The organism is Paenibacillus ginsengihumi DSM 21568 (assembly GCF_000380965.1).
GTDB lineage: Bacteria > Bacillota > Bacilli > Paenibacillales > NBRC-103111 > Paenibacillus_G > Paenibacillus_G ginsengihumi.
Genome location: NZ_KB905570.1, coordinates 46,578 through 63,138 on the forward strand (window position 1 = coordinate 46,578; position 16,561 = coordinate 63,138).

At 56.6% G+C, this 16,561-nt stretch carries 14 protein-coding genes; 2 read left to right on the top strand and 12 right to left on the bottom strand.

All coding sequences use genetic code 11. From position 1 onward, the window contains the following. Positions 1–82 precede the first annotated feature (82 nt). From F591_RS0113320 to F591_RS0113340, 4 genes are all read right to left on the bottom strand, one after another. Complete coding sequence (locus tag F591_RS0113320; protein ID WP_019535107.1) at positions 83–859, bottom strand: glucosamine-6-phosphate deaminase; 777 nt, start codon at positions 857–859, stop codon at positions 83–85. A 25-nt stretch (positions 860–884) separates the two neighbouring features. Beyond that, positions 885–1,901: a LacI family DNA-binding transcriptional regulator gene (locus tag F591_RS0113325; RefSeq protein ID WP_019535108.1), complete on the bottom strand. Its 1,017-nt coding sequence runs from the start codon at positions 1,899–1,901 to the stop codon at positions 885–887. Between the two features lie 454 nt (positions 1,902–2,355). Next, entirely contained in the window at positions 2,356–2,877 is a 522-nt protein-coding gene (locus tag F591_RS0113335) for a hypothetical protein (RefSeq protein ID WP_019535110.1), read from the bottom strand. After that, complete coding sequence (locus F591_RS0113340; protein ID WP_019535111.1) at positions 2,874–4,148, bottom strand: HD domain-containing protein; 1,275 nt, start codon at positions 4,146–4,148, stop codon at positions 2,874–2,876. Before F591_RS0113340 ends, F591_RS0113335 begins: the two co-directional genes overlap by 4 nt. A 453-nt stretch (positions 4,149–4,601) precedes the next feature. Between F591_RS0113340 and F591_RS0113345 the strand changes: the two genes are divergently transcribed. Continuing rightward, positions 4,602–5,375 (top strand): ANT(4')-I family aminoglycoside nucleotidyltransferase, encoded by a 774-nt coding sequence (locus F591_RS0113345; RefSeq protein ID WP_026326589.1) that lies wholly within the window; start codon positions 4,602–4,604, stop codon positions 5,373–5,375. 263 nt (positions 5,376–5,638) lie between these two features. On the opposite strand, the gene F591_RS0113350 is transcribed toward F591_RS0113345, so the two are convergent. After that, positions 5,639–6,268, bottom strand: a complete 630-nt coding sequence (locus tag F591_RS0113350) for a DsbA family oxidoreductase (RefSeq protein ID WP_245581041.1) — start codon at positions 6,266–6,268, stop codon at positions 5,639–5,641. A 199-nt stretch (positions 6,269–6,467) separates the two neighbouring features. On the opposite strand from F591_RS0113350, the gene F591_RS0113355 reads away from it, so the two are divergent. After that, positions 6,468–6,800: a winged helix-turn-helix transcriptional regulator gene (locus tag F591_RS0113355; RefSeq protein WP_026326590.1), complete on the top strand. Its 333-nt coding sequence runs from the start codon at positions 6,468–6,470 to the stop codon at positions 6,798–6,800. Positions 6,801–6,913: 113 nt separating this feature from the next. Here F591_RS0113355 and F591_RS0113360 read toward each other — a convergent pair whose 3' ends face one another. The 7 genes from F591_RS0113360 to glpK form a co-directional block, all read right to left on the bottom strand. After that, entirely contained in the window at positions 6,914–8,395 is a 1,482-nt protein-coding gene (locus F591_RS0113360; RefSeq protein ID WP_019535115.1) for a DUF5605 domain-containing protein, read from the bottom strand. A 94-nt stretch (positions 8,396–8,489) separates the two neighbouring features. After that, on the bottom strand, positions 8,490–9,326 hold the full coding sequence (locus F591_RS0113365) for a carbohydrate ABC transporter permease (RefSeq protein ID WP_019535116.1): 837 nt from the start codon (positions 9,324–9,326) through the stop codon (positions 8,490–8,492). A 15-nt stretch (positions 9,327–9,341) separates the two neighbouring features. Next, complete coding sequence (locus F591_RS0113370) at positions 9,342–10,217, bottom strand: carbohydrate ABC transporter permease (protein WP_019535117.1); 876 nt, start codon at positions 10,215–10,217, stop codon at positions 9,342–9,344. A gap of 115 nt (positions 10,218–10,332) precedes the next feature. Next, positions 10,333–11,613, bottom strand: a complete 1,281-nt coding sequence (locus F591_RS0113375) for an ABC transporter substrate-binding protein (RefSeq protein WP_019535118.1) — start codon at positions 11,611–11,613, stop codon at positions 10,333–10,335. A gap of 307 nt (positions 11,614–11,920) precedes the next feature. Beyond that, on the bottom strand, positions 11,921–13,096 hold the full coding sequence (locus tag F591_RS0113380) for a response regulator (RefSeq protein WP_245581039.1): 1,176 nt from the start codon (positions 13,094–13,096) through the stop codon (positions 11,921–11,923). Further along, a complete protein-coding gene (locus F591_RS0113385) occupies positions 13,065–14,867 on the bottom strand; it encodes a cache domain-containing sensor histidine kinase (RefSeq protein ID WP_019535120.1) in 1,803 nt (600 codons plus the stop codon). The genes F591_RS0113380 and F591_RS0113385 overlap by 32 nt, the downstream gene beginning before the upstream one ends. 174 nt (positions 14,868–15,041) lie before the next feature. Further along, entirely contained in the window at positions 15,042–16,553 is a 1,512-nt protein-coding gene (glpK, locus tag F591_RS0113390) for a glycerol kinase GlpK (protein WP_019535121.1), read from the bottom strand. Positions 16,554–16,561 lie beyond the last annotated feature (8 nt).

The window sequence follows — 16,561 nt, forward strand, 5'->3', positions numbered from 1 at the left end:
GACTGCGGCACGCCGCGGGTATTCCGGGGCGATGCGATGGAGGAGCTGAATGCGATCTGCTCGGCCTACCGCATATCGCGCCTTATTCGGCCAGCAGCGAAGCGCTCTCCCGATCCAGATACAGCGTGCAGCGGCTCGCAGTCCGCAGGATGGAGGCCGGGCACGCGGCATCGATCTCACCGGTCAGCGTGCGCCGCACCGCTTCGCTCTTGCGGATGCCCGGCACGGTGCAGTAGATGGACGAGGCGCTAAGAATCGCGGGAATCGTCAGCGTCAGCGCCCGGGTCGGCACGTCCTCCAGCCGCGGGAAGCAGCCGTCGTTCACCTGCTGGATTCTGCTTGCCTCGTCAAGCTCGACCGGCTTGATCATCGCAGGATCTTGGAAATCGGCCACATGCGGATCGTTGAAGGCGATATGGCCGTTCTCGCCGATGCCGATGCAGGCGATATCAAGCGGCGTATCCGCCAGCAGCTGCGCATACCGCCGGCATTCGTCCGCCGGATCGTTCAACCCGTCGATCTGGTGAAAATGCCGCGGCTGACGGTATTGGAACAGCTCCTTTCTCAAAAAGGCCGAAAAGCTCTGCTCGGCTTCAGCCGGCAGCCCGATATATTCGTCCAGGTGAAAAGCGACGACCCGCTCCCACGGAATCCCTTCCTTCGCCCGCAAAGCTCGGAGAAAGTCCAGCTGCGAAGGGGCCGAGGCAAAGACGACCGAGACGAGCGGCTTGCGCTCCAGCTGCCTCTGAATCTCCGCCGCGACATCGCCTGCAACCGCCTGCCCCATCGGCTCGCGGCTTTCGTAACGCTTGACGGTCAGATTGCTTCCATTCAGGTTGCTTCCATATTGTTGTTCCATCGATTCCCCATCCTCCCGTTTCCTGTCAATCTTTCCTTGCCGCCACCGTCTCACGGATCACCAGACGCTCCTCGAAATTGACCTGGCGGTATTCGCTGCCGGCTTCCTCGTCAAAAATCCGCTCGAACAGCAGCCGCGCCAACGTCTTGCCCGCCTCATAAGTCGGCACCGATACCGTCGTGAGCGGCACGGCCATCAAATCGATATCGTCGAAACCAGTGACCGACAAATCGTCGGGCACGTTCAACCCGCAGTTTTGCGCCCCCCGGATGACGCCCATGGCGATCACATCGTCGAAACAGATGAGCGCCGTCGGCCGCTCCGATGCAGGCTGCTGCGCCAAGTGCTCGCCGATCCGCACACCGTCCTGAAAGCTGGCCGCCTCGCTGAACATATAGCGGGAATCGAGCGTTAAACCATGCTCCAGCAGCTGATCCTTAAACGCCGCAAGGCGCAGCTTGGAGGCGCGCGACGTCTTGAGGCCTGCGACAAAGCCGATGCGCGTATGCCCCTGGCCGATCACATAAGCCGTGACGGCTCTTCCGCCGCCGTAATCGTCGAACGTCACGCAATCGCATGCCAGCCCGGGAACGCTACCAAGCAGCGCAAACGGCAAGCCCTTGCGCTTGAGATCATGAAGATGCCCGAGCGGCACGTCCTCCAGCAAGGGCGCGATGATCAGCCCGTCCACCCGTCTGGCGATCATCGCCTGAATCTGCGCAATCTCCGCTTCGTGCTGCTCCCCGCTGCTGCACAGAAATACGGTGTAGCCGTGCTCGCCGGCGATTTCCTGCACACCTTTGGTAATGCGGCTGTAGAACGGATTCGTGATGTCCTTGATCACAAGGCCGATCGTCTTGGTCCATTTGGAGGTCAGCCCCCGGGCAATCTCATTTGGGACGTATCCGTATTGCGCGGCTGCGGCAAGCACCTTGCGCCTCGTTTTTTCCGAGAAGCCCGGCTTGTTGTTGAGCACGCCGGACACGGTGCTCTTGGCCAGGCCCGTTAGCCGGGCCAGATCCGCAATCGAGATATCGCTCACTCGGCAACCTCCCAACAACTTGTAACGGTTCAAATTATTTATTCAAAATATTCAATTTCAAAGTCATTTCGATTTTTGAACCGGTTCAAATTCATTGTATAAGGGAATGCCGTTTCCGTCAATGGCCGTGAAGCGACGAATAAGGAAAACCGAAAGGTATATTTGGCTATATGGCAGCCTGAACCCGCACCGGCGGGTGCGCTTTGCCTGGCTGCTGTTCCTTCAATCCTTCTGCCCCTAGCTGTTCACGTTTTGCCATTCGTTTCATCCTCCTTTAATTTTGGGCACGCAAAAAAAGCTCATTCCTACTCATAAAACAAGTTGGAAAGAGCTTTTGAAGTTTATCAAGTGTTTGAATTGTTTAGTGTTTGGTTTGTTGGTTGTATTGTACGATCTTGTTGTTGGGGCTGTAAACGGGCTACATAAGATTTTTAACAAGGGGGTGCCTTGGCGATTACGGCAAAAGCTTTAATTCGATTAATCGATCGTATGCCGCTTCGATCTCGGTTGCCGTAAATTTATCCTTTTTAATGCTCCTGACCCCCCTGACGACATCCACTTTGACCGCACCGCCGTAGAACTTGTTCATGGAATTGGCCACGAAGTGGGTCGTTGACCAAAGCTCAAGACTTTTGGATTCACTCGGGAGCGCGTTCAGAACAAAGTTGATTTTGGCTTCGTGTTCTCTGATCCATTCGGAATGATGCTCGATAATCGATTTTGTTCGATTGCCCGATTTTATCGTAAATCCGTTGCCATGAGCATTCGGCGATACTTCGAGAACGCCCTCGATTTGTAAATTATCGGTTTCGTAATCCAATTCCGAGGAATATGGTCCGAAATGGTGAATGCGGAATGACAAAGGAGTGGGAACTCCCTTGGCGTCAAGAAAATACATATATTTTTGAAAGGCCTTCTTGCCCGGAATAACCCCTTTTCGCTCCACCAAATAGGCGACTAGCGGTTGAAGACTCACTTCGATCCCCTCCTAAGAACGGCTGAACGCTGGCGCACATAATCTCTGACTTCCTTCGCAATATCCGTATCAGCATATATTCTACAAACGTATATCGGTTCCTCTAATTTGGCGATAACGGGAGCCCGATCTTTCATCGAATAGGTTATCGCAGGATCTTCCTTGCTGATGATACTAATCGTCGGAGAACCGTCGGAAAGGGTAAACTTTAGAGGCGGTTTTTGATACCGGTCAACGAGCACTTGATATGGCGGGTACCTGCTCTCGAGTTCTTCTTTGATTTGCAGCTCCGATTCCCTTTGAACGATTCTTTCTTCCAGCGTTAGCGCGGGTTCCGATTCCCAAATGCACTTCAAATGCACCCGATTGAGAAAACGTTCGGCCCATGGACTTTGAATGGTTTTCGCTTTCTCGATAACGGAGTAATCGTCCCATTGAATAAAGGCCCTGACGTCCTTCGGCAATCTACCTGTCCCCGTCTCCGCCCTCAATATATCCTTCAGGAGCTGGATCATAATCTGATCGTAAATCCGGCGAGTCCGATGCAAATATACTTGCGTAAACATAAAGTATCTGGCAAGGATTAATCCCTCTACGGCTTCCACCCCATCATGCTCGATGCCGATTTTCCAGCGGTCTTCTTGAAAATATAAAGAGATGACATTCAGAATCCGATCCAAGTCAAAATGCCCGTACTTCACACCGGTATACAGCGAGTCGCGCAGCAAGTAATCCATTTTATCCGAGTCTAACTCGGAAGCGAAAATATCGGCAAGCAATCGTTCTTCGTTATTAAACGCATTGCCTGTGATGAGTGCGGCGATTCCGTGGCAATTAAACCCGTACTCCTCACCGATCTTGTCAATGATAGGGGCAATCTCGGATTCCGTGATGATTTTACCCGCCATGCCTTCGTGCCCTTTGACGGACTGGTCAAACAGGTCGTCGGATACATGCGAAAAAGGAGCATGACCGACATCATGCAGTAAGGAGGCTAGCCTCAGCATTTGCCGATATTTCCGGGCTTCTTCATGAGACCATCCCAATACGTCCTTCCTTTTGTCAAAGACTTTGTCAAAGATCAGGCTGGACACGTGCATAACCCCCAGAGAATGCGGAAACCGCGTATGCTCGGCGGAAGGGTACAACAAATAGGTCGTCGCCAGCTGGCGAATTCTCCTTAACCGTTGGAAAGAAGGTGTATCAATGATTCGCTGCTCATCCTCGCTTATGTATATAAACCCGTGAATGGGATCGCGTATATCCGGCATGTTCTCCTCCCACATTATATATCGAACAAAAGTTCGCGTTCAAGATGAATAACCTTCCGTCTTTCACTTTAAAGCGAAACCGCTCCGGCTGCGCAGCCGCTCGGCCAGCCTGTACAGATCGGCCAAATCCAGCCTCCCCTGCTATCTGAACACGGCCGCGGCTTCATCCACAGACATGACTTCCAAACATATATTTCTTCATTCGACACTCATGCATCAAATACCTCTAGATCCACTTTGGGGATACGGACTTTTCTCGCTGTCCTTTTCTGCCATTTCAGGTATTGCTTCTTGTGAAAACAACCGGGTTTGGTTACAATTTCCACAAAACACTTCTCCGGAAAGGAGTCTTCCTATGCATCCCAAAAAAGTGCCCCGTTAATCCCGAGGCCCTCCATTCATGTGCCGGCTTACCTAACCTTTAGTCCAAAAAAATAAAGGGAGATGCACATCATGCACATGAATGGACCTATGAAAATGTCTCAAAGCGACAGACTGGAATTATGCCGCGAAATCGCCGATCGGCTGCGCGAGGTTTACGAAGATCGCCTCTTGGCGATTGGCGTCTACGGTTCGGTGTCCCGAGGGACGGACGGCCCTTACTCGGATATTGAGATGTTTTGTGTGCTGCGCGATACGAATGAACCGGTGGATTATTGCTATGAATGGTCGGCTGGGCCCTGGAAAGCGGAGGTGGACGTATGCAGCGCGAGCGTGCTGCTCCAAAGCGCCGCTGAGGTGGAAGGAAGCTGGCCGCTGACGCACGGACCGTACTTTGCCCCGCTGAGCTTGTACGACCCGGAAGGCTTCTTTCCGCGCTTAAGGCAGGCGGCCGAATCGCCGACGAAGGAAGATTTCCGGGCGGCCGTCAACGAAGTTCTTGTCGGCGAAATGTACGAGTATGTCGGCAAGCTGCGCAATGCGAAGCGGAACGGTTCGCTCACCTACTTGCCTTACTTGGCCGTTCAGTTTGCCCATTACGGCGCCATGCTGGTCGGACTGCACAACCGGCACCTGTACACCACCGGCGCGCAGGTGCTTCCCGAGGCATTGGCGCTGCCGGATCGTCCGCGCGGCTTCGACTCTGTCGCTCGGCTGGTGATGTCGGGCGATCTGGCGGACCCGCCCGCCGTCGCTGCCGCCTGCGAGGCATTTTGGAGCGGCCTGGAGGATTGGGCCGCCGAGCATGGCTACACCATTCATGCGCAGCAGCGCATGCCGTTTTGACGATGCCCGGTATTGACAATTTGGCAGCGATCCGCCGACGAATTTCAGCGGGCTGCAGGCGACAGCCGATGATGGAAGATCGCCCTCGCCAGGCGTCTATGCAGCATAGCGCGCTTAAGATGGACAACAGCCCCTTCTGACGAGGGGGCTTTACTTTTTCTTAGGGAGGGATTTCGATTCATTACTCCTGAAATCGTGATGAAGCATCGATTTCTCATTCATCCCTGTCCTTCGTGGACCATGGCCATCATCTGATTCCGGGATTAAGTGCCGGCCATTATGATCTTTTCGAAAACTTCAACGAAACCGGAGGCCGGATACGCGCCTGATATGATCGTTTCGTTATTGATCACGAAGAACGGGGCGCCTGTGATCCCCATGCGAACCGCTTCATCATAGTCATGCTCGATGTCGATCAAACCGTCCCCGGCCGCAAGCCTTTGGGCTATATTGCCGCCATCCAACCCCAGTCGCTCCGCCAGCTGCAAAAGCACCTGCAGATGCCCGATATCGTGTCCTTCTTCAAAATATGCGGTCATCACTGCATCAACCCACTCTGCCCTCCGGCACGGAGACAACAACGCACCTACGCGATGGGCCAGCAACGTGTTCGGCATGACGGTCACAAGGTCGTATCGAAACTTAAGTCCAATAGATTCGCCTATTTCCGTAACCCGCTGAAGCAAGGAGCGCACCCGCTCGGGACTGCCCATCCTTTTCATATGATGCATGAACGGCACCCCTTCGGGCGGAACAGACGGATCTAGCTGAAAAGCCCTGAAATTCACCGCGATGTCCACGCCAAGTCGGTTCTTGATTTCGTCCAATGCATCGGATAAGTTTTTTTTCCCGATCCGGCACCAAGGACACACCATATCGGAAAATACATCCACCTGCAAATGTATCACCTGCCCGCAATTATCGATTTTCTCCGGCAGCCTTCATCGCATACATAGGAGCCTTCCGAATCATTGGAGCAGTTGCGTCGGCTCCGGAATAATCGTAGTATAGTTTAAAATTTTCAGCTTCAGAAGTACCTACTTTTATGTTATATACATACTAAAAAGTAAATATTGAGCGAATAAGGGGTTTTTGAAGATGGACACCTGTTACCGTAAGCTTGAAACAACATTGAAGATCATCGGCGGCAAATGGAAATGTCTGATCTTATATCATTTATCCGAAGGTCCCAGGCGTACGAGCGAGCTGCAAAAGCTGATGACCGACTGTACGCAAAAAATGTTGATACAGACGTTGCGAGAATTGGAAAACAGCGGCCTGGTTCTAAGAAAAATCTACAAGCAAGTACCTCCAAAAGTGGAGTACTCTTTAACTGCGCTCGGAGAATCGCTGCAGCCCATTCTGATGACGCTTGTTGAGTGGGGAGAGATGTATTTGGAGGAGCAGCGCGCTCAACCGCAATAACAAAAACGAGGCGGTAGCTTTCCCCGCCCCGAAACGTTATAAATGCGATCATGTCAAGAAAAGTTTCTCCCAAAGCCAATCCGTCAGGCTGTCGTCCGCCCCATCACGCTCCATCACCCGACCCGCCGAATCCGCAAGGCTTGATACGGCTTGCCGGGTAAGTCGACGCGGGAGCCGTTCGTAAACAACCCGTCCAGGCGGGTGATGGTCATCTCCCAGGCATCGATCAGCTCGATCTCGAATGAGATGCCTTCCGGCAGCTCAAGCACCCGGAACGCCGGCCTGCTGGCTCCGAAGTAAAGCAAATAATATTCGCCGTCCACCCCGCCGGCGGCAGCATCCCACTTGAAATGGATCGCCGGCGTGTCCAGCGCCGGTCCCGCTTCCACGATCTCCCGCAGAAACCGGATGCGCGCGGCGCTTTCGCCGTGCAGCCGGCCTCCGTGCGACCACCAAATAATGTCGTCCGGATGCACGAAGGTTTCCCCATGCGTAACGTATCCGCCTCGCAGCATTCCTTCCCAGAAGCAGTCCATCATTTTCTCGGCGGTAATATTGCCCCATCCGTGGTTGAGATTGCCTTCATAGCGGCATTCATCCACCACAATCGGCTTCTTGTACTGCTCCCGCCACTCGGTGACGAAGTACAGGTCGTGATGCTGAATGCTGGCATGGGTCACCCACGGCTTGCCGTGATCGTACCAATGCAGATTGCTGCGGTAATGGATTTCCGGGTTGTGCCAGTTATGAATCGAGCGCAAATGCTGATACGGATCGCTCGTCTGAATAATCTGGAAGAACCGGTCCCAATCCGCCATCGACTTCGATCCCATTAAATCGTACTCGTTGGCAAGCGACCACCAGATGTTCCGATAGGCGGCCAGGCGCGCCACAGCGTAACGCAAATACAGATCGTCGGCGTCCGGTTCCATGGAGGCGAACCCCCACCGGTCATACGGATGGAACAGAATAAGATCCGCTTCGATGCCGAGCGCCTGCAAATCCCGGATGCGGCGTTCCAGATGCCGCCAATAGGCCGGATCGAATCGGCTGAAATCGAAGCCCTCGCTCAGCGACCCGGCATACGGGTAGCGCTCCGGCTCCCGATGGTTGTAATCGTAATGCTTCGGAAACACGCACATCCGGATTTTGTTGAACGGGGCTTGCTGCAGGCTGGCCAGCGTCTGCTCCTCCAGCGCCTCGCCCTGATGATTCCACACGTAGCACGTCGTGCCGACCGGCACGAACGGAGTCCCGTCTGCGTAAGCAAAATGATATGTCCGGCTAACCTTGACCGGGCCATGATTGCCCGGACCAGGCTCCACACATTGGAACTCGCCGGTCAATCCGTTTAATTCGCCCGCGTTGCTAACCGTCTCGAACGACCACCGGCCAGGCAAATCCGGCATAAACCGGACGCAATACTCGCCGTTGCCGTCGTAGAATCCGTCCACTTCGATCACGCGGTGCTTGAACTGGAACCGCGCCGCGAACCGAACCTCCGTGAACGGGTTGCCTGCGGCCGGGCCGGCCGCGCGAAATTCAAAACAGCCCCATTGCTCGACCTCAGCCGGAAAGGCATCGAATGCGCTCATACGCTAATTTCCTCCTCGTCTTCGTGATTTTTTACCGCCTCTATGCTTCCCTTCTCGGTGTTGACGTCACCACGATCGCCGCCCCTGATCGCCGTCACCCTTTTACCGCGCCGGCGAGGCCGGATACGAAGTATCTTTGGAATGCCAAATACACAGCCAGCACCGGAACGATCGAAATCAGCACGCCCGCGCTCATCAAGGTGTAGTTGGCCGTATGCTCGCCTTTGAATGAGAGGAGCCCGGTGGTGATCGTTTTCATCTCATCCTTGGTAATAAAAATTTGCGCGAGCAAAAACTCGTTCCACGTCGCCATGAAATCGAAGATGACCAGCGTGGCGATCGCCGGCATGGACAGCGGCAGGATGACCTTGACAAATTTCTGAAAGTCGCCGCAGCCGTCGATATACGCCGCTTCGTCGAGCTCCATCGGAATGGCGCGGAAGAAGCCGCGCAGCACGAAGATGCCGAAAGGAATGCCGAAGCCGAGATACACGAGCATTATGCCAGGGTACGTGCTGACAAGTCCCGTCTTGTTCAGGAATACGTTCAGCGGCACCAGCGTCGCCTGCATCGGGATCATCATCCCGACGAGGAAAAAGGCGAACATCGCGTTGCTCCAGCGAAATTTCATGCGCGTCAGGGCATAGGCCGCAAAAGCTTCGATCAATATGCCGAGCGGCACCTTGACGAGGCAGATGATCAGGGTGTTCTTGATATACATGCTGAGCCTGCCCTGATTCCAGGCCTTCGCAAAGTTCCCCCACTGCGGCTCGGACGGCAGCGCGTAGAACGGCCTGCTTGCCAGCTCGGCATTGGACTTCAGCGCCGTGAATACGATGAACACAATCGGCACGAGAAACAGCAGGGCCAGCACAATCAATACGGCGTACCGAATCGAGACGAGCACCGGACTCGCATGTTGTTCTCCCACATCAACCCGCCTCCCTCACACATGCGATCTTCTCGTTGTGAAGATGACATACGGAATAATAATGACCATCGAGACGAGCACCAGAATCATCGAGATGGCCGACCCTGAGCCGATATTGGCAAACTTGAACGTCTGGTAGTACATCCACGACGAGAGCACCTGCGTGCTTTCCGCCGGGCCGCCCGCCGTCATGGCGTAAATGATGTCGTATACTTTCATGGCCGCGATAAACGTCGTCGCAAACACGATAATGAACGTCTCCCGCAGCAGCGGCAGCGTAATATGCCAGAAGGTCTGGTATCGCTTGGCCCCGTCGATGATGGCCGCCTCGTACGGATCGGCCGGTATCGTCTGCAGCCCGGCGAGGAACAGCACCATCGGCTGGCCGATGCCGTGCCACAACGCGGCGATGAAGACGGCCCCGAGCGCGGTGCGGGGATCGGCCAGCCACGCCTGCGCCCAGCTTTCCAGACCGACCGACTCCAGCACCTTGTTGACGAAGCCTTGCGTCGGATTGTACATCCACGCCCACATCGTGGCGACAATGACGCCTGACAGCACATACGGAAAATAGAAGACGCCGCGGAACACGATTCGGCCCTTCAGCTTCGCATTCAGCAAAAGCGCAAGCAACAGCCCGAAGCCGATCACAAAGAGGAGCGAGCCGGCCACCCACAGCAAATTATTTTTTAGCGCGGTGCCGAAGACGGTATCGTGAAGGAACAAATTCGTGTAATTGTGTAATCCGACGAACGTTTTGTCCGGCGCAACCCCGTTCCACTTGAAAAAGCTGAGATAGAGCGTATTCAGCGTAGGAACAAAGATAACGATGAGATAAATGACGAGCGCAGGGAGCAAATAAAGCCACGGTTTCCATGCGCGCATAAACATGAGCGATGCGGCCTCCCTTCCGATGACGGCACGGATTCGACGGATAGCGGAGCGAATCCGCTCATCCGCTCCGCGAAATTTCCGCAAAATGGAATATATGATGGATCGTCCGTGCTTATTGATGCTGTTGCTTGTACTCCTCTACCGCCTTCTGCATGGCCGCTGCGGCCTGCTCCGGCGTCCATTCGCCGAGCGTAACCCGGTCCTGCGACTCGAACAGCTTCTGTACGACAATCTGCGGCAAAGCCTGGTCGGTGATCAGGAAGCTGCCGCTTGCCGCGCTGTCCACCAGCGGCTTGATATGCGGCGTGCTGTCCGCGTACTTCACGCCGAGCGCGGCGGGCGAAGCGTACTGTTCGATATGCTGCGAGACAAAGTCCGATCCGGTCATAAACTCGGCAAACTGCAGGGCTGCTTCCTGCTTGGCCGCTTCAATGTCGCCGTTGATCTGGTACATCTCCGTAAACACGGAAGGTCTCGGCGGGTTATGCCCGTTCGGGAAGGCCGTTACGGCAAAGCTTTCCGGGGAGAAGCCGTTCTGCACGATGTTCCGGTCGAACCAGGTGCCTTCGATGGTAAAGCCCGCCTGCTCCTGATAGAAGGTGGCGGCTGCTTCGTTCGGATCGAGCGAAATATGCCCTTTGGCAAAATAGCCTTTGTCCGCATACTCCTTCAGCTTGGCGAACGTTCTCACGACAGCCGGGTCGTTCCACGAGGCCTCCATGCGGTTGAGCTTGTCATGCAATTCGGGACCGGCGTAGTGCTCGAGCAGTTGCTCCGTCAAACGCATGATGTGCCATCCCCCTTTGCCCGCCATCGAGAAAGGCGTGAGTCCGCCATCCTTCAGCGTCTGCAGCTGGCTTTCAAATTCGGCCAGGCTGGCGGCCGGAGCCAGGCCGAACTTGTCGGCCGCGCTCTTCGGATACCAGAGCCCCAGCACGTTCAGGCTGAGCGGCACGCCGGACACCTTCCCGTCATACGTCGCCATCTCGATCGCGGCCTGGTTGTATTTCTCCGACCATTTATGATCGGCCGCGGCCTGCGTCAAATCCATGGTCAGCCCGTTTTCCGGATAAAAGCCTCCCAACGAGCCTCCCCACGTGAACCACATATCCGGCAGCGTGCGGGAGTTCGCTGCGATTTTAAGCGCTTCCTTCATCGGATCGACCGCATATTTGGTATATTCCACATGGATCTGCGGATTCGCCTGCTCGAACGCTTCGATCGCCGGCTCCACCCAATAATGGGAATCCAGTCCCCAGAGGGTGACCGTAACCTTCTCTGCTTTCGAGTTATTGGCGTTATCGCTGCCTTCCGTTTGACCGCCGCCTCCGCAGCCTGTGGCGATCACTCCGGCACATATGACCGCGAGCAGCGTCGATGCCCACTTTTTCATTTCCGATTCCCCCTTGCTGGTTGGTGTACATCTATTGTAAAAAACGCAAAAGCCGTTTGTTAGATCAGCAAACGGCTCTTTTGTATGTTTTCATGAATGAATCATCGGACGATAGCGGCAGGCGCCCGATCCTTTCCTGATGTTTTTTTACTTTTCCAATGTTTTTTTGAACTTGAACGTTACGGAAAGTTTAATTTCGCTAAAGGCATAAAACGAAGTGCGACTTTCTGTACCAAGAAAAACAACCGCTAAGCCGCGGTCGCTCGTCCTTGAATGGACGTCGATAGATGTTTTTCTTTATTGCCCCCTATTGATTCCGGTATTCCAGAGGCGTGACGCCCACCCGCTCCTTGAACAGCTTGCTGAAGTATTGCGGATTCGTATATCCCAGACGGTCCGAGATCTCGTACACCTTCAGATTCGTCTGCCTCAGCAGCCGCTGCGCGTATTCCAGCTTGTTGCGAATGACGTAGTCGCTGAAGTTTTCGCCCAGCTCCATGATGAACACGCGGCTCAAATAACCGGAGCTGACGCCCAGTTCCCCGGCCACCCTGCCGAGCGTGATCTCTTCCTCCAACAAATGGCGGTCGACGTACTCCTTGGCTTTGCGCACCAAATAATTATCGCTCTGCACATTGACAGGCAGCTGCAGCAGCGCGTCCAGATAAGCGTCGGGCACATCGCGCAGATCGCGGTACGGACCGCTGGCCGCAGAGACGAGAGCCATGTTCAACAGCGACAGGACATTTTGCCGCAGCGCGTCCAGCAGCGTGCCCATGTCTTGGCGCGAAGCGCTCTCATTGGCAAGCCAAATCACTTCCCTGCAATCGCGGGAAAACACGATTCCCCCCCATTCCTTGGTCACATATTCCTGAATCAGGTACCGCAGCGACTGAAACCGCAACCGGTCGTCGCCGCCCGCCGGGACGGCGTCCTCGCGCCTTCGGAACAGAACGATCCGGAAGCCGCCCGCAAGCCGGTCGAGGCCGAATTCGGCGGACTTCAGCTTGTCCGGGTAAGTATACTTATCGAGCAGCGACAGCAAATATTCGTTCCTCTCCTCATCCGTCAAGCTCGCCGGCTGCTCGGACGCCTGCCTGTGTTCGAGGCGGGAAATCACTTTTTGCAGCGCTTCCTGCAGTTCGTTCTCATCCATCGTCGGCTTGTGCAAGTAATCGGCGACCCCGATCCGCAGCGCTTCCTTGGCGTAAGCGAAGTCGTCGTAGCTGCTGAGAATGACGACCTGCAGACCGGGCTTTGCGCCGAGCAGCCGCTTCGCCAGCTCCAACCCGCTGAGGCCCGGCATGCGGATATCGGTCAGGACGATATGGATCTCCTCCGCTTCGATCAACTGCAGGGCCTCCTCGGCATTGGACGCTTCGCCCTTCCAGCGAACCCCAAGCCGTTCCCAGTCGGCCATCCAGCGAAGCCCCATCCGCACGATAGGCTCGTCATCGACGACCAGCATGTTCCACATCATCATTCACCTCATTCTGGGCGGGTTGATAAGGCATCCTGAGCGTCGCGCGCGTGAGCGCCCCCGCTCGCTCGAGCGTCAGTCCGTACTCCTCGCCAAAACGAAGCCGGATGCGGTCCCTGACGTTCTTCAGCCCGATATGCGACGCCGGATCGGCAGCAGCAGCGGCATCGGGACTTGGATCGGCCGCAAAACCGACGCCGTCGTCCGCCACTTCGACGAGAAAGCTGCGCCCGTCCGCTTCGAATCGGGCCGCCACCGTAATGGCAAGCGTCCGCTTCAACCCTTTGGCTCCATGAAAAATGGCATTCTCAAGCAGCGGCTGCACTATCATGGGCGGAACTGCGGCGGACAGCAGGCGCTCGTCGATCTCCCAATGGATAGCGAACACGTTGGTGTACCTGAGGTCCATCAGTGTGGCGTACTCCTGAAGGATGTGAATTTCCTCCCGCAGCGGCACCATGTCCTGGTCAAGCCGCATGTTGGCCCGCAGCAGGCGGCTTAGCGCCTGAATCAGCTTGGCGATGTGCGGCGATTGCTGCAGAATGGCCAGCATGCGAATGGAGTTGAGCGTGTTGAACAAAAAATGAGGCTGGATGCGCGCCCGCAGCGCGTACAGCTCGGCATGGCGCTTGTGCCGCTCCTGCTCCTCGATCGATTGCACCAGCTCATCCAGCTTCAGCACCATTCTGCGGTAGCTGCTCTCCAGCCTGCCGATCTCGTCTTCCCGGTCATCGGCGGACGGCACCGAAAACTTCCCTTTCTCCACTTCCCGCATCGAACGGATCAATCGGTAGATCGGCTTCGCCAGCCCTCTGGCCAGAAACCACGAAGCGGCTCCGGCGATCACAATGAGCAGAGCCACCGTCCATAACGCCAGGTCGCGGATGGCGTGGCTGCCCTTGAGCAGCTCCCGCTTATCGACCCCCATATAAATATGCCAGCCGAGAAACGAGCTCTGTTCGAACACGCCCCGATAGACGACGTTGTCCCCGCCGGGCAGACCGATCTCCCACGTCCCCTGCCTGCGCGAATCGCCGCTATTTGCCAGCCGGTCGGCCAATGCTTCATCGGAAGTATATACGAGCTCCCTGTCCTTGTCGAGCACGGTGACATGCACGTTCGGAAGCGCCAGCGAACGGACGATTTTCGGGATGAAGTCAGTCGAGATGAACATCGCGATGACGGCCAGCGGACGCCGGTAATCGTCGTACAGCAAGCGCGCGCCGACGATGGCCCGGAACGGCTCGTCGCGGAATTGCCCGATCTGCCTGACGCCGGTCGTCACGAAGCCGCCTTCCCGCTCCAGCGCCTCCGCATACCAGTCTTCGCTTCGGGGTTCCGCTTGGGGATTGATCGCCATTTGTCCGAAGGTGCGGTAGCCGTTCACGCTTCCGTTCATCCCGCAAATCATCAGCCCTTGAATGGAGGAGTTGATCGAAGGATAGGCGCTCATCAGCCTGGCCATCGTCCGCTGCGCTTCCAGCTCCTCCCGCCCCCACTGATCGGCCGACACGGCCGGCTTGTTCAGAAATTCGAAAATGTCCGGCATATAGTACGGGAGCATCGAAAACCGATCGAAATCGCTGATCTGCCGCTCGAACGATTCGGTCAATTGGGCCAGGATGACGCCCAGGTCTTGCTCGCTCTGCTGCAAATACATGGCCGACGACTTCTGATAAGCCGTGATCCCGATCAAGAACGCAGGAATGCTGGAGAGCGCTATAAACATAATGAACAGCTTGGTACGGTAGCTGAATTTTCTCCAGGACGGCATGATGCGCACCTCTTTACGAAATAGCCTTAGGATGGACGCCGATGACGCACGCCCCCTGCGCCACCGGCCGTCAGGGCGTCATCCCATGATCAGATATAGCCTGTATGTCCTTTTATCGTAAAGGATTTAAGCCGTTTGGCAACAGGAAAAAAGTTTCAGCGTACCGCGATCGCCTCATTGCCGGATGACGGAAAAGCTCATCGCGGAGCGGACCGCTTCCTGCCAGCCTCTGTAGTTGCGGCTCCGCGTGTCTTCGTCCATGGACGGCTCGTAGATATCGTGCTGCGCCGGCCCGGAGGAACATTCGGATAGGTCGTTCCACATTCCGAGGCCGAGCCCGCCGAGATAGACCGAACCGAGCGCCGACAATTCGGCGCAGGCCGAGCGCATCACGGCGCTGCCGAGCATGTCCGCCTGGAACTGCATGAGCCAGGCGTTGGCCGAGGCGCCGCCGTCCGCGCGCAGCCCCCGCAGGCGAATGCCCGAGCGGCTCTCGATCAATTCCACGGCGTCGCGGACCTGGTAGGCGATGCTTTCCAGGGCGGCCCGCAAAATGTGCGCTTTGCCCGTCCCCCGGCTCATGCCGACCAGGGCGGCGCGGGCGTACGGGTCCCAATAGGGAGCGCCGAGCCCGACAAAGGCGGGGACGAGGTAGACGCCGTCATTGCCTTGCGTCGACGCCACCAGGCGGTTCAGCTCCTCGAAGTCGCCGAACAGGCCGAGATTGTCGCGCGTCCACTTGATGCTGTCGCCACTGGTGCGAATGACGGCTTCCAGCGCATAGGTGACCTTGCCGCCGGCTCCCCAGGCGATCGCGGTTACGAGCCCGTCCCCGCCGTCAATCGGCCGGTCTCCGACATTCATCAGCACGGACGTGCCGGTGCCGTAGGTCGCTTTGGCCATCCCCCGCTCCAGGCACTGCTGCCCGTACAGCGCTCCCTGCGAGTCGCCGATGACGCCGGAGATGGGGACGCCCGCGGCGGGAAAATCGGCATCCTCCGTGCAGCCGTACAAGGCGTCGGACGCCCGGACCTCCGGCAGCAGGGACAAGGGCACTCCGAACAGCCGCGCAAGCTCCTCGTCCCAGGCCTGCGTATGGATATTGAACAGCGAGGTGCGGCTGGCATTGGTGTAATCGGTGGCGTGAACCTTGCCCCCTGTCAGCTTCCAGACCAGCCAGCTGTCTATCGTTCCGGCGAGCAGCTTGCCTTCCGCCAATAGGCGCTGCGCGCCGTTCGCATGGTCGAGTATCCATTTGAATTTGGCAGCGGAGAAGTAAGGATCGAGCATGAGGCCCGTCTTGGCGCGGACAGTCCCCTCGTGCCCCTCCTGCTTGTAGCGCTCGCATTGATCCGCCGTTCGCTGGCACTGCCAGACGATGGCGTTATACACGGGCCGCCCGGTCGTCCGGTCCCAGACAAGGGCCGTCTCGCGCTGGTTCGTAATGGTGAGCCCCGCCACGGAGGCCGGGGCAATGCCGGCCTTGCGCAGCACGTCCCCGGCGGCTTTCTTGACATTGTCGTAGATTTCCAGCGGGTCGTGCTCCACCCAGCCCGGCTGCGGGTAGTGCTGCCGATGCTCCAGCGAGCTGCGGGCGACGATGTCCCCCGAGCGGTGGACAAGCAGCGCCTTCGTGCCGGAGGTGCTCTGATCGATCGCCAACAGGTACGGTTGATCGTGTCTCATACGCTTCG

Excerpts from the sequence above, each read along its gene's own strand:
- F591_RS0113320 (WP_019535107.1), bottom strand. The coding sequence starts at position 859 with ATGGAACAACAATATGGAAGCAACCTGAATGGAAGCAATCTGACCGTC.
- F591_RS0113340 (WP_019535111.1), bottom strand. The coding sequence starts at position 4,148 with ATGCCGGATATACGCGATCCCATTCACGGGTTTATATACATAAGCGAG.
- F591_RS0113345 (WP_026326589.1), top strand. The coding sequence starts at position 4,602 with ATGCACATGAATGGACCTATGAAAATGTCTCAAAGCGACAGACTGGAA.
- F591_RS0113360 (WP_019535115.1), bottom strand. The coding sequence starts at position 8,395 with ATGAGCGCATTCGATGCCTTTCCGGCTGAGGTCGAGCAATGGGGCTGT.
- F591_RS0113370 (WP_019535117.1), bottom strand. The coding sequence starts at position 10,217 with ATGTTTATGCGCGCATGGAAACCGTGGCTTTATTTGCTCCCTGCGCTC.
- F591_RS0113375 (WP_019535118.1), bottom strand. The coding sequence starts at position 11,613 with ATGAAAAAGTGGGCATCGACGCTGCTCGCGGTCATATGTGCCGGAGTG.
- F591_RS0113380 (WP_245581039.1), bottom strand. The coding sequence starts at position 13,096 with ATGATGATGTGGAACATGCTGGTCGTCGATGACGAGCCTATCGTGCGG.
- F591_RS0113385 (WP_019535120.1), bottom strand. The coding sequence starts at position 14,867 with ATGCCGTCCTGGAGAAAATTCAGCTACCGTACCAAGCTGTTCATTATG.
- glpK (WP_019535121.1), bottom strand. The coding sequence starts at position 16,553 with ATGAGACACGATCAACCGTACCTGTTGGCGATCGATCAGAGCACCTCC.